Annotated in this window: 9 protein-coding genes; 6 read left to right on the forward strand and 3 right to left on the reverse strand. The window is 68.6% G+C overall.

Annotation, left to right across the window (positions count from 1 at the left end; all coding sequences use genetic code 11):
* Nucleotides 1–17 precede the first annotated feature (17 nt).
* On the reverse strand, nt 18–725 hold the full coding sequence (locus tag EV685_RS06175; protein ID WP_242615451.1) for a response regulator transcription factor: 708 nt from the start codon (nt 723–725) through the stop codon (nt 18–20).
* A gap of 235 nt (nt 726–960) precedes the next feature.
* Between EV685_RS06175 and surE the strand changes: the two genes are divergently transcribed.
* The 4 genes from surE (at nt 961) to rlmD (ending at nt 5,018) form a co-directional block, all read left to right on the forward strand.
* The gene (gene surE / locus EV685_RS06180) at nt 961–1,716 is read left to right on the forward strand and encodes a 5'/3'-nucleotidase SurE (RefSeq protein WP_130481137.1); all 756 of its coding nucleotides are present in this window, start codon (nt 961–963) and stop codon (nt 1,714–1,716) included.
* A gap of 5 nt (nt 1,717–1,721) precedes the next feature.
* On the forward strand, nt 1,722–2,531 hold the full coding sequence (locus EV685_RS06185) for a protein-L-isoaspartate(D-aspartate) O-methyltransferase (protein ID WP_130481138.1): 810 nt from the start codon (nt 1,722–1,724) through the stop codon (nt 2,529–2,531).
* Between the two features lie 65 nt (nt 2,532–2,596).
* The gene (locus EV685_RS06190; RefSeq protein WP_130481139.1) at nt 2,597–3,511 is read left to right on the forward strand and encodes a peptidoglycan DD-metalloendopeptidase family protein; all 915 of its coding nucleotides are present in this window, start codon (nt 2,597–2,599) and stop codon (nt 3,509–3,511) included.
* Nucleotides 3,512–3,572: 61 nt separating this feature from the next.
* The gene (gene rlmD, locus EV685_RS06195) at nt 3,573–5,018 is read left to right on the forward strand and encodes a 23S rRNA (uracil(1939)-C(5))-methyltransferase RlmD (RefSeq protein ID WP_207224774.1); all 1,446 of its coding nucleotides are present in this window, start codon (nt 3,573–3,575) and stop codon (nt 5,016–5,018) included.
* On the opposite strand, the gene EV685_RS06200 is transcribed toward rlmD, so the two are convergent.
* A complete protein-coding gene (locus EV685_RS06200) occupies nt 5,019–7,649 on the reverse strand; it encodes a [protein-PII] uridylyltransferase (protein ID WP_130481141.1) in 2,631 nt (876 codons plus the stop codon).
* 31 nt (nt 7,650–7,680) lie between these two features.
* Nucleotides 7,681–8,508, reverse strand: coding sequence for a type I methionyl aminopeptidase (gene map / locus EV685_RS06205; RefSeq protein ID WP_130481142.1), 828 nt, complete (start codon nt 8,506–8,508; stop codon nt 7,681–7,683).
* Nucleotides 8,509–8,594: 86 nt separating this feature from the next.
* Here map and EV685_RS06210 point away from each other — a divergent pair, with 86 nt between their 5' ends.
* Entirely contained in the window at nt 8,595–9,833 is a 1,239-nt protein-coding gene (locus EV685_RS06210; RefSeq protein ID WP_130481143.1) for an NAD(P)/FAD-dependent oxidoreductase, read from the forward strand.
* A 138-nt stretch (nt 9,834–9,971) separates the two neighbouring features.
* On the forward strand, nt 9,972–14,006 hold the full coding sequence (gene purL / locus EV685_RS06215; protein WP_130481691.1) for a phosphoribosylformylglycinamidine synthase: 4,035 nt from the start codon (nt 9,972–9,974) through the stop codon (nt 14,004–14,006).
* Nucleotides 14,007–14,011 lie beyond the last annotated feature (5 nt).

Below are 14,011 nucleotides of genomic sequence, written 5' to 3' on the forward strand. Positions count from 1 at the left end.
ACGAGCCTCCGTCGTTCTCAATCGTTGAAGGTGCGCCTGGCCTGTCGCAGAGCCGCTTCCGGCGAACTGGCCTGGACCAGCTTGCGCCAGGACGTGCGGATGTGGTCGTTGACGACGAACCAGGCGATGCCCAGTTGTCGGGCAATCTCCTTGACCGCGTAGCCCTTGCTCAGCAACGTCAACACGTCTCGTTCACGCTCCGCCAGCAGGTCGATCACAGGATCGCGGGCACCGGCTGGCCTGGGCGCGTCCGAGGCGGCGATCTCGCGGAAGAAACCCAGCATGCGGCGCGCCATGGCGGGTGACAAGGAAGGCTGACCGCGAGCGATCTTCTGAAGCTCCTCGACCAGCACCTCGAAGCGGTCTTCCTTGAGCAGGTAGCCGCGGGCGCCACATTGCAGCGCAGGGAACAGGTGCTCATCGTCCGAATGCAGCGTGGTGGCGACCTTGATCGATGGGTCATCGCTCAGCTGGGCCAGCAGCGCAAGTCCGTCGCCATCGGCCGACTCCAGGTCGCACAGCACCAGATCGAAACCAAGACATCCTGGGTCTCGCTGCGAGCCGCATGCCGACAGGCCCAGCAACTGCCTGGCGGCCTCGAGATCGCCGGCCTCCTTGAACTCGATGTCGTCGCTGAAGCTCTCTCTGACAACGCGCACCATGAACTGGCGAGCGGCGGCGTTTTCTTCGACGACAAGGGCCCGCAAGGGCAAGGGAACGGACATGGTCGGTGCAGTGTTCGGCGTTCGGTCAAGCGATTATCGGCGTGCGTCGGCGGCCCTGTATGTTGTCCCCCGAGGACCAGGGGCCGGATGGGTGAGGCCACCCGATACGACGCCGTGACCTGGCTCCGATACAGGGTTTTTCGGGTTCTTGCAGGTGAAGCTTGACTTGATGCGCGGGGCGCAAACGGTTGAACCATCTCCCGATCTGAAACCGCACGATCCCTACAATCCGCCCATGCGCATCCTGGTAGCCAACGACGACGGGTACCTCGCCCCGGGCCTTCAGGCCCTGGCGAGGGTTTGCAGCGAGTTCGGAACGATCGAGGTGGTCGCGCCGGAGCAGAACGCGAGCGGCACGTCCAACGCCCTCACCTTGACGAGACCCTTGTCGGTCCACACGGCATCCAACGGCTACCGCTACGTCAATGGCACGCCGTCGGACTGCGTTCATGTGGCGATGACGGGCTTGTTGTCCGACCGGCCCGATCTGGTCGTCAGCGGCATCAACAACGGCGCCAACATGGGCGACGACACGGTCTATTCGGGCACTGTCGCCGCCGCGATGGAGGGCTATCTGTTCGGTGTGCCGGCCATCGCGTTCTCCTTATCGGAAAAGGGATGGGGCCACCTCGATGCGGCTGAAGCCGCGATGCGGCGGGTGCTGCGCATGGCGCTGGATGCGGCCTGGGCCCGCGAGCACTGGCTGCTCAACGTCAACATCCCCAGCCGCGCCGATGCGGCCGAGGCGCCGATCGAGGTCACGCGACTGGGCAAGCGCCACGCCAGCGAGCCCGTGATCCGCCAGATGAGCCCGCGCGACGAGCCGATCTACTGGATCGGCGCCGCCGGAGATGCGCGGGAGGCGGGCGATGGCACCGACTTCCACGCCGTCGCCAACGGCCGGATCTCGATCACCCCCCTGCAGGTCGACCTCACCGACCATGCCCGACTGGGCAACTGGGCGAGCCGCTGGCGCGCCGGTCCGGCCTGAGGTTCATGAGCGACCTCGACACGCCGCGCCGCAAGCGCTTCCCGCTCACGCTGGATGACACCCGCCCCGCGGCGTCGAAGGTGACACCCGCGAGGACCTCATCCGCTCCATCGCCCATGGCCTCACGGACGCATGGCAGTCTCGGCCTGGATTCGGCCAGCTTCCGCGCCCGCATGGTCGATCGAATCCGCCTGGATGGCTGCACCGACGCCGAGGTGCTGCGGGTCTTCGGTGAGGTGCCTCGGCACCTGTTTGTCGACCCCGCCCTGGTTTCGCAGGCCTATGAGGACACCAGCCTGCCCATCGGGCTGGGCCAGACGATTTCCAAGCCTTCGGTGGTCGCGCGCATGCTTGCGCTGCTGCGGGCCCGGCCCGGTGGCGCGGCACTGTCGCGGGTGCTTGAGATCGGCACCGGCTGTGGCTATCAGGCCGCCTTGCTGTGTGGACTGGCGCGCAATGTGTATTCGGTCGAGCGCCTCAAGGCCTTGCACGACAAGGCCCGCGAGAACTTGGCGCCGATCCGGCCCGCCAATCTGCGTCTGGTCTTTGGTGATGGCCGTCTCGGTCATGCGCCCAACGCGCCCTACGACGGCATCGTGTCCGCAGCGGGCGGACTCGGCCTCCCGCAGGCCTGGCTCGATCAACTGGCACCCGGTGGACGACTGGTCGCGCCCGTACAGAGCGCACCGGAATCGCGGGAACAGGTGCTGATCGTGGTCGATCGCATGGCCGACGGGCGATGGGTCGAGCAACGCCATGAAACCGTCCGTTTCGTCCCCTTAGAATCCGGCACCCGTGACCACAGGCCGGCTTGAGATGACCCCGCGCAAGGCGCCAGGCGCTCATCCTCGATGACCGGAATTCCTGCCCCCCGATGCCCATGACCTTGAAGCCCATCGCTGCCCGTGCAGCGCGTTTTGTCGTGTTTGGCACCAGCGTGCTGCTGCTGGTGGCTTGTGCCGGCGCACCGAAGGTGCAGGCGCCCGTCGAGGACCGCTACACCCAGGCCGTGCGCCAGACCACACCGGCGCCGACGCCAGCGGCAAGCCCTGAAGTTCCCAAGGCTCCACCCGGCGTCGAGAACGCTGGCAAGCCCGGCTACTACACCGTGCGTCCGGGTGACACCTTGATCCGCGTTGGCCTGGAAACCGGCCAGAACTGGCGTGACCTTCAACGCTGGAACGGCCTGGACAACCCCGATCGCATCGAGGTGGGTCAGGTGCTGCGGGTGCTGCCGCCTGGACAGGATCCGGGTGCTTCCACCGTGCGGGCGGTCACGCCCCCGCGTCCGGTCGACAAGCCTGCATCCGACAGCAAGACGCTGCCACCGGCCACGGGCACGGCGGTCTTGCCGGTGCCGGTTCCCGTGCCTGCCCCGGCGGTGCCGACGCCTGCGCCAGCGGCTGCCGCATCGGCCCAGGGCGATGACGACCTGAACTGGATCTGGCCGGCGCAAGGCGCGGTGGTCGCGGCCTTCGATGACAGTCGCAACAAGGGCGTGGCGATCGGTGGCAAGGCTGGCGACCCAGTGATCGCGGCAGCCGATGGTCGCGTGGTCTACGCCGGCTCCGGTCTGCGCGGTTACGGCAACCTGGTCATCATCAAGCACAACGACACCTTCCTCACCGCCTACGCCCACAACCAGGCTTTGCTGGTGCGCGAGGACCAGGCCGTCAAGCGTGGTCAGAAGATCGCTGAGATGGGATCGACCGATGCCGACCGGGTGCAGCTGCACTTCGAGATCCGGCGCCGCGGCAAGCCGGTCGATCCGGCCCGCTACCTCCCGAATCGCTGATTCCCACCCGCCTGCAGCAGCGCCCGCCGTGCACTGCGCGGGCATCAAGCCAGGCTGTGCCATGACTGCTGCGGACGAATGGTTGCTGGTCGACGCGCTCGACCTTGAAGCGCAGGGCGTCGCCCGCAATGCCGAAGGCAAGGTCGTGTTCATCGAGGGTGCCTTGCCCGGTGAACGTGTCCAAGCCCACACCAACCGGCGCAAGAACAACTGGGAACAGGCCACGCTGGTGCAGATCGGGCGTGAGAGCGCCCAGCGTGTGCGCCCTGGCTGTCCGCATTTCGGCCTGCACGCCGGTGCCTGCGGCGGCTGCAAGATGCAGCACCTGCATGGCGCCGCTCAGGTCGCCATCAAGCAGCGTGTGCTGGAGGACAACCTCTGGCACCTCGGCAAGGTCCGGCCCGAGCAGCTGTTGCGGCCGGTCGAAGGCCCGACCTGGGGCTATCGCTACCGCGCCCGGCTGTCGGTGCGTCATGTCGTCAAGAAGGGCGTCGTGCTGGTCGGTTTTCATGAGCGCAAGTCGCGCTACGTGGCCGACATGCAGACCTGCGCGGTGCTGCCGCCGCACGTCAGCGCGATGCTGCTGCCGCTGCGCGGGCTGATCGCCTCGATGGACGCCCGCGACCGCCTGCCGCAGATCGAGCTGGCGGTGGGCGACTCGCCGGCCGGCCTCGTGACCGCCCTGGTGCTGCGTCACCTGGAGCCGCTGAGCGCTGACGACGGCGCGCGCCTGAAGGCCTTTGGCGCCGAACACGGCGTGCAGTGGTGGTTGCAGCCCAAGGGACCGGAGACGGTCCACCGGCTGGACCCGGACGACGGCCCCGAACTGGCCTATGGCCTGCCCGAGTTCGGCCTGACCATGCCCTTCAAGCCGACCGACTTCACCCAGGTCAACCACCACATCAACCGCGTGCTGGTGGTCAAGGCGCTGGGCCTGCTGGGCGTGCGAGCCGATGAACGTGTGATCGACTGGTTCTGCGGCCTTGGCAATTTCACGCTGGCCCTGGCGACGCAGTCGCGCGAGGTGCTGGGCATCGAAGGCAGCGAGACGCTGGTGGCCCGCTCGCGCGAGAACGCGGTGCGCAACGGCCTGGCCGATCGCACCAGCTTTGCGGCCCGCAACCTGTTCGAGATGGCCGCGCCCGACCTGGCCGCCTACGGCAGCGCGGAACGTTGGCTGATCGACCCGCCACGCGAAGGCGCCTTCGCGCTGGTGCGGGCCCTGGCCGCTGTTCGACAGCAGCCGATCGAGGGCTACCAGCCGCCGCAGCGCATCGTCTACGTCAGCTGCAACCCGGCGACGCTGGCCCGCGATGCCGGCCTGCTGGTGCACCAGGCTGGCTACCGCAGCGTCGCAGCTGGCGCGGTGAACATGTTCCCGCACACGGCCCACGTCGAGTCGATCGCGGTGTTCGAGCGCATCGACGGCTGGACCTTGCCGCCCGAGCCGGTCGCCGCGCCCGAGCCAGTGGCCGACGCGGTGTCAGAAACCGACGACGCGGCCTGATCAAGCCAGCGCGGCCAGCAGCTCGGTCTCGAACTCGATCTGGCTGCGGTTGTGCTGCAGCGCGGCGCCGTCGACCAGGAAGGTGTCCTCGACCCGCTCGCCCAGCGTGCTGATCTTGGCCAGCTGCAGGTTGATGCGGTGTTGTGCCAGCACACGCGCGATGCGGTAGAGCAGGCCGGAGCGGTCGCTGGCCGAGACCGACAGCAGCCAGCGCTGCGCCTTCTCGTCCGGTCGCAGTTGCACACGCGGGGCGACCGGGAAGGACTTGACCCGGCGCGACAGCCGGCCGGTGCCGGGTTCCGGCAGGGCCTTGTCGCTGGCCAGGGCCAGCGCAAGCTGGGTCTCGACCATCACGATCAGGTCACGATAGGCCTGGTCGATGTAGGGCGTGATCACCTGGAAGGTGTCCAGCGCATAGCCCGCCCGGGTGGTGTGCACGCGGGCGTCCAGGATGCTGAACTGGCCACTGTCGAAGTAGCCGCAGATGCGCGCGAACAGGTCCGGGCGATCGGGTGCATAGACCATCACCTGCAGGCCTTCGCCGACCGGTGACAGGCGGGCGCTAACGACCGGCGTGACGGTGTCCACGCGCTTCTTGAGCGAGCGGGCATGCCAGGCAATCTCGCCGCTGTCGTGGCGGGCGAAGTAGCTCAGGTCCAGCGTCTGCCAGAGCGCCTCCTGCGAGCCCGGCAGCATCGAATGCAGGGCCAGCATCTGGCGAGCCTCCTGCTTGCGCATCTCGATGTCGGCGGCGTTGTTGGGCTGGGATCCGCCCAGCGCACGCAGCGTCGAGCGGTACAGGTCTTCCAGCAGCTTGCCCTTCCAGGCGTTCCACACCTTGGGGCTGGTGCCGCGGATGTCGGAGACCGTCAGCAGGTAGAGCCCGGTCAGCCGACGCGGGTCGCGCACACGCTCGGCGAAGGTGCGGATCACCTCGGGGTCTGACAGGTCTTCCTTCTGCGCCACGCGCGACATGGTCAGGTGTTCCTGGACCAGGAACTCGATCAGCTTGGCGTCGTCGCGGTCGATGCCGTGGTCGCGGCAGAAGCGCCGCACCTCGATCGCGCCGAGGTCGGAGTGGTCGCCGCCACGGCCCTTGGCGACGTCGTGGAACAGCGCCGCGACAAACAGCACCCAGGGCCGGTCCCAGTGGGCCGCCAGCTGCGAGCAGAACGGGTACTCGTGGGTGTGCTCCGGGATAAAGAAGCGGCGCACGTTGCGCAGCACCATCAGGATGTGCTGGTCGACCGTGTAGACGTGGAACAGGTCGTGCTGCATCTGGCCGACGATGCGGCGGAAGACCCAGAGGTAGCGGCCCAGCACCGAGGTGTCGTTCATCAGCCGCAGCGCATGGGTCTGGCCACGCGGCTGCTGCAGGATCTCCATGAACAGCCGGCGGTTCTCCGGATCGGCGCGGAACTTCGCGTCCATCAGCTCACGGGCGTTGTAGAGCGCACGCAGCGTGCGCACCGACAAGCCCTTGGCACCGACGGACTGCTGGAAGGTCAGGAAGGTCTCGAGGATGGCGTGCGGGTCTTTTTCGTAGAGGTCATCGCTGGCGACCTCGATCATGCCGCCGCGGTCAAAGAACTTCGCGTTGATCGGCCGCATCGCGGCGTCGTGCATGCCGTTGATGCGCTCCTCGATGTTGAGCATCAGGATCTGGTTGAGCTGCACCACCGCCTTGGCAGCCCAGTAGTAACGCCGCATCAGCGCTTCGCTGGCACGTCGCTCGGCCGTCGAGGCATAGCCAAAGCTCTCGGCCACGGCGGTCTGCAGGTCAAACACCAAGCGATCCTCGCGCCGCTTCGCCACGGTGTGAAGGCGGGCCCGGATCAGGCGCAGCAGGCCTTCGTTGCGCTGCAGCTGGCGGGCCTCGAAGCGCGTGATCAGGCCTTTGCTGGCCATCTCGCTCCAGCTCTTGCCCAGACCGGCCGCACCCGCCACCCAGCGCAGCACCTGCAGGTCGCGCAGGCCGCCCGGGCTTTCCTTGCAGTTGGGTTCGAGCGAGTAGGGCGTGTCCTCGTACTTGGTGTGGCGCTGACGCATCTCCAGCGTCTTGGCGATCATGAACTCGGCCGGGTCCAGCACCTCCTGGATGCGACGGCGGAACTGCTCGAACAGGCGCTTGCTGCCGCACAGGAAGCGGCATTCGAGCATCGCTGTCTGGGTGGTGACATCGGCCAGGGCCTCGGCGACACATTCGTCGACGGTGCGCACGCTCGAGCCGATCTCCAGGCCGATGTCCCAGCAGGCGGTGATGAAGGCCTCGACATGCTGACGCTCGTCGCCCACCACCGACGTGGTGTCGGCCGGCGCCAGGTCGTGCGGCATCAGCAGCAGCACGTCGACATCCGAATACGGGTAGAGCTCGCCCCGGCCATAGCCGCCGACGGCCACCAGCGCGGCGCCCTTGGGCAGGCCGGACTGGTCCCAAAGCTGGGCCAGCACGTCGTCGGTGTGTTCGGCCAGCAGGCGCACCAAGCGGCTGGCGGCCGGTGCCGAGGCACGGCCGCGCTGGAACTGGTCGATCAGGCTCAGGCGGCCGTCGCGCACCAGTCGGCGCAGTTCGGGCAAGGGAAGGGCCGGGCGGAGCGCCGCGGCTGTTTCAGTCACGACGGCGGTGTCCATCCGGATCCTCGCGGGCTGTCGATCGGCGGGCTCAGGTGCCAGCGGGCAACGCAGCCCCGGCGGTCACGAAGGCGGGGATGGGCGGGCTGCCGGCCGAGACCGTCAACACCTCATAGCCGGTCTCGGTCACGACGATGGTGTGTTCCCACTGGGCCGACAGCGAGCGGTCGCGCGTCACGATGGTCCAGCCGTCCCCGGCTTCCTTGATGTCGCGCTTGCCGGCGTTCACCATGGGCTCGATGGTGAACACCATGCCCGGCACCAGCTTGTCCAGCGTGCCGGGGCGGCCGTAGTGCAGCACCTGCGGCTCCTCATGGAACTTGCGGCCGATGCCGTGGCCGCAGAACTCGCGCACCACACTCAGTCCCTGGTTCTCGACGAAGGTCTGGATGGCGTGGCCGATGTCGCCGAGCGTGACGCCCGGTCGAACCTTCTGGATGCCCTTCCACATCGCGTCGTAGGTCAGCTGGCACAGCCGCTTCGAGGCGATCGAGCCTTCACCGATCACAAACATCCGGCTGGTGTCGCCGTGCCAGCCGTCCTTGATGACGGTGACGTCGATGTTGACGATGTCGCCGTTCTTCAGCGCCTTGTCGTTCGGGATGCCGTGACAGACCTGGTGGTTGATCGACGTGCAGATCGACTTCGGGTAGGGCGTGTAGCCCGGCGGCGTGTAGTTCAGTGGCGCGGGGATCGCCTGCTGGACGTGGACGATGTGGTCGTGTGCCAGCTTGTCCAGTTCGTTGGTCGTGATGCCGGCCCGCACGTGTGGGGTCAGCATGTCCAGCACCTCGGAGGCGAGGCGCCCGGCCACGCGCATCGCCTCGATGTCGGCGGCGGTCTTGATGGTGATCGTCATAAGCGCGGAATTATTGCATCGGGCCATGCCCGTGGACGCCATGCGGATGCGCGCCGCTGCGTCGCAAAGGTCGACAAAATCAGCCCATGACGACGCCTGCAAGCGCCCTGGAGATCGACCTGGACATCGACCTGGACACCAGCGCCGATGACGTCGATCACGTCGATTGCGTGGTCGTGGGCGCCGGGGTGATTGGGCTGGCGATCGCCCGTGAACTCGCCCGCGCCGGCCGTGAGGTGGTGATCCTGGAGGCCGCGACGACCTGGGGCAGCGCCACCAGCTCGCGCAACAGCGAGGTTCTGCACGCCGGCATCTACTACCCTACCGGCTCGCTCAAGGCCCGGCTGTGTGTGCGGGGTCGTCATCTGCTGAGCACCTGGTGCGCCGACCACGGCGTGCCGATGCAGCGTTGCGGCAAGCTGATCGTGGCGACCTCCGAGGACCAACTGCCCGAGCTGCAGCGGCTGGCCGATCAGGCGCATGCCAATGGCCTGCACGACCGCGAAGCGCTCCAGCACCTGAGCGCGGCCCAGGCCCGGGCGATCGAGCCGGCGCTGGCCTGCGTCGCGGCGCTCTGGTCGCCGGCCACCGGGATCATCGACAGCCACGCTCTGATGACCGCCTTGCTCGGTGACGCCGAGGCGGCCGGCGCGGTGCTCGCGCTCGGCTCTCCGCTGCGGCGCGCCGAACGCCACGACGGCGCCTGGCTGCTGGAAGTTGGCGCGCTCGATGACGCCCCTGGCTCCCCTGACACGCCCTCGACCAGGCTGCGTTGCCGCGAGCTGGTCAACGCTGCCGGCCTGTGGGCGCCGCTGCTGTCGCGCCAGATCGGGCCACGCCCGGACGACGCTCCGGCCTTGCCCGGACTGCACCTGTGCAAGGGCAACTACTTCAGCCTGGCCGGGCGTTCGCCCTTCAGCCGCTTGATCTATCCGGTGCCGGAGGCCGACGGCCTGGGCGTGCACGTCACGCTGGACCTGGGCGGACAACTGCGTTTCGGACCGGACGTGCAATGGCTGCAAGGCATCGACGATCCGGGGCAGATCGACTATGCGGTCGACCCGAGGCGCATGGCCGGCCTGGCCGCAGCCATCCGGCGCTACTGGCCCGACCTGCCTGACGACGCCTTGCGGGCGGACTACGCCGGCGTGCGTCCCAAGCTGGCCGGCGCCGGACAGTCGGCGGCCGACTTCCGCATCGACGGGCCGCAGCGCCATGGCCTGCCCGGGCTGGTCGAGCTGTTCGGCATCGAGTCGCCGGGGCTGACCGCCTGTCTGGCCATCGCCGAGCATGTCGGCGAGTTGCTGGACGCGCACCTCACCTAAAATCCGCGCCGCCGCAGCCGGGATTTCCCGGCTGTCTGTCTTTTGTGCCCCGGCGAACACGGCCAGCCCTGGCCACGTCGCCCCAGCCTAGCGGGACCCTTGCGCGTGTCGACTTCCTCCAGCCTCAGCCCCCAGTTCATGCATGTCGAGGGCGGCAATGCCCTGTCGACCTTCCGCGCCCAGGCACTGTTGCCTCGCTTGCAGGCCATCGACGAGCGCATCGTCTCGGTCCATGCCCGTCATGTGCACTGGGTCCAGTCGAATGAAGCGCTGACCACCGACGAGCAACAGCGCCTGGCCGCGCTGCTGGATTACGGCGATCCCTACGAGGCCGGCGAGCCCTCCGCCGATGACGCGCTGATCGTCGTCATGCCGCGTCTGGGCACCGTCTCGCCCTGGGCCTCCAAGGCCACCGACATCGCCCACAACTGCGGCCTTGGCATCCACCGCGTCGAGCGTGTCACCGAGTTCCGCATCGGCCTGAAGAGCGGCGGCGTGCGCGGCGTGATCGACAGCCTGCGCGGTGCGGCCAAGGGCCTGAGCACAGCGCAATGGCAGGCTTGTGCTTTGGTGTTGCATGACCGCATGACCGAGAGCGTGGCCGCCGAACGCGAGGCCGCCCGCCATCTGTTCGATGCCCAGCAGGCCGAACCGATGGCCCATGTCGACGTGCTGGGGCAGGGCCGCTCGGCGCTGGTCGCCGCCAACAAGGACTTTGGCCTCGCGCTCAGCGACGACGAGATCGACTACCTGGTCGCCGCCTTCACCGGACTGGCGCGCAACCCCAGCGACGTCGAGCTGATGATGTTCGCGCAGGCCAATTCCGAGCACTGCCGCCACAAGATCTTCAACGCCGAGTTCATCGTCGACGGCGAACGCCAGCCGCTGTCGATGTTCGGGATGATCCGCAACACCGAGAAGCTCGCGCCGCAATCGACCGTCGTGGCCTACAGCGACAACGCTGCGGTGATGACCGGCGGCCCGCTGCAGCGCTGGCTGCCGATCGACAGCGAGCCCGGCGCCGGTGCACCCCGCTACGTCGCCCGCGACGAGGTCGGCCATGTGCTGATGAAGGTCGAGACCCACAACCACCCGACCGCGATCTCGCCCTTTCCGGGCGCGTCGACCGGCGCGGGCGGCGAGATCCGCGACGAGGGCGCCACCGGTCGCGGCTCCAAGCCCAAGGCCGGCCTGACGGGCTTCAGCGTCTCCAACCTGCACCTGCCCGGCACCGACGAGCCCTGGGAACGCGCGCCGGTCGGCAAGCCCGAGCACATCGCCAGCGCGCTGCAGATCATGATCGACGGGCCGCTCGGCGGCGCGGCCTTCAACAACGAGTTCGGCCGGCCCAACCTGGCGGGCTATTTCCGCGTCTTCGAGCAAGACGTGGCCGGCGTGCGGCGCGGCTATCACAAGCCCATCATGATCGCCGGCGGCCTGGGTGTGATCGCCGACGGCCAGACCCACAAGCTGCCGTTCGGCGCGGGCACGCTGCTGATCCAGCTGGGCGGTCCGGGCATGCGCATCGGTATGGGCGGCGGCGCGGCCAGTTCGATGGCGGCAGGCACCAACGCCGCGTCGCTGGACTTCGACTCGGTCCAGCGCGGCAACCCCGAGATCCAGCGCCGCGCGCAGGAGGTCATCAACCACTGCTGGACGATGGGCGCCGCCAACCCCATCCTGGCCATCCACGACGTTGGCGCCGGTGGCATCAGCAACGCCTTCCCCGAACTGGTCGACGGCGCCGGCAAGGGCGCGACCTTCGACATGCGCCGGGTCCCGCTCGAAGAGACCGGCCTGGCACCCAAGGAAATCTGGTGCAACGAGAGCCAGGAGCGTTATGTGCTCGCGATCGCGCCGGACAGCCTGCCGCTGTTCACCGCGCTGGCCGAGCGTGAGCGCTGCCCGTTCGCCGTCATCGGCACGGCCACCGACGAGCTATCGCTGGTGCTGGAAGACGGCCCCGGTGGCGATCGTCCGATCGACATGCCGATGGACGTGCTGCTGGGCAAGCCGCCCAAGATGACCCGCGACGTCGCGCGTGTGGCCCGTCAAGGCCAGCCGCTGGACCTCACCGGGGTGAAGCTCGACGAGGTCGCCCTGAGCGTGCTGCGTCACCCGAGCGTGGCCTCCAAGCGCTTCCTGATCACGATCGGCGACCGCAGCGTCGGCGGCCTCAGCCACCGCGACCAGATGGTCGGCCCGTGGCAAGTGCCGGTGGCCGACTGCGCCGTCACGCTGGCCGACTACGCCGGCTTCCGCGGCGAGGCCATGAGCATGGGCGAACGCACCCCGCTGGCCGCCCTGGACGCGCCGGCATCTGGCCGCATGGCGGTGGCCGAGGCGATCACCAACCTGCTGGCCGCGCCGCTGGACCTCTCGCGCGTCAAGCTCAGCGCCAACTGGATGGCGGCCTGCGGCGAGGCTGGCGAGGACGCCGCGCTGTACGACACCGTCCGTGCCGTCGGCATGGACCTGTGCCCGGCCCTTGGCATCGGCATCCCGGTCGGCAAGGATTCGCTGTCGATGCGCACCCGTTGGACCGACGCTGGCGGCGAGGCCCGCCAGGTCGTCGCGCCGGTCTCGCTGATCGTCACCGCCTTTGTCTCGCTGGACGACGTGCGCGGCACGCTGACGCCGCAGCTGCGCACCGACACGCCGGCCGGTACCGACACCACGCTGATCCTGATCGACTTGGGCCAGGGCCGCCAGCGCATGGGCGGCTCGATCCTTGCGCAGGTGCTGGGCCAGTTTGGTTGCCACCTGAAGGACGGCGTGCCCGACGTGGACGACCCGGCCCAGCTCAAGGCCCTGGTCGCCGCCATCAACCAGCTGCGTGCGGAGGGCAAGCTGCTTGCCTACCACGACCGCAGCGACGGCGGCCTGTGGGCGGCGGCCTGCGAAATGGCCTTTGCCGGCCAGGTGGGCGTCAGCCTCAACGTCGACCTGCTGGTCACCGAAGGCGACGGCATCAGCGACAGCCGGGCCGACACCGGTGACTCGAAGAACTGGACCGGTCAGGTCGGTGAACGTCGCAATGAGCTGACGCTCAAGGCGCTGTTCAACGAGGAACTCGGCGCCGTCATCCAGGTGCCGACCGCCGAGCGCGACGCCGTGCTGCGCACCCTGCGCACGCACGGCCTGTCGCGCCACAGCCATGTCGTGGGCAAGACCAACGAGCGCCGCGTGGTCGAGGTCTGGCGCGATGCCAAGTCTGTCTACGCCGCACCGCTGCAAGACCTGCAACAGGCCTGGGACGAGGTCAGCTGGCGCATCGCCGCGCTGCGCGACAACCCGGCCTGCGCCGACAGCGAACATGCGCTGGCCGGCACGCTGCAGGACGGCGGTCTGCACGTTGCGCTCAGCTTCGATGCGGCCGAGGACGTGGCCGCCCCCTACATCGCCAAGGCCCGGCCCAAGGTCGCAATCCTGCGCGAGCAGGGCGTCAACTCGCACGTCGAGATGGCCTACGCCATGGCCCAGGCCGGCTTCGACACCCACGACGTGCACATGAGCGACCTGCAGGCCGGCCGCGCCTCGCTGTCGGCTTTTCAGGGCTTTGTCGCCTGCGGCGGCTTCAGCTACGGCGACACGCTGGGCGCCGGCGAAGGCTGGGCCCGATCGGTGTTGTTCAACCCGCGCCTGGCCGAGCAGTTCCAGGGCTTCTTCGGTCGTGACGACACCTTCGCGCTGGGCGTGTGCAATGGCTGCCAGATGATGGCCGCGCTCAGCCCGATCATCCCGGGCGCCCAGCACTGGCCCAAGTTCACCCGCAACAAGAGCGAGCAGTTCGAGGCCCGCCTCTCGCTGGTCGAGATCCTCGACAGCCCGTCGGTCTTCTTCCAGGGCATGGCCGGCAGCCGTCTGCCAATCGCGGTGGCGCATGGCGAGGGTTACGCGGACTTTTCCCAGCGCGGCGACGCCGGCCAGGTGCTGCGCGCGATGCGCTACGTCGACGGCGCCGGCCGCCCGACCGAGACCTATCCGCTCAATCCCAACGGCAGCCCGGACGGCCTGACCTCGGTGACCACCGCCGACGGCCGTTTCACGGTGCTGATGCCGCACCCGGAGCGGGTCTTCCGCAACGTCCAGATGAGCTGGACCTCGGGCGATGTCAGCGCGCGCAGCCCGTGGGCGCGCATGTTCGGCAACGCCCGCCGCTGGGTCGGCTGAACGGT

It is taken from the genome of Sphaerotilus mobilis (genome assembly GCF_004216565.1).
In the GTDB taxonomy this organism is placed as follows: domain Bacteria; phylum Pseudomonadota; class Gammaproteobacteria; order Burkholderiales; family Burkholderiaceae_C; genus Sphaerotilus; species Sphaerotilus mobilis.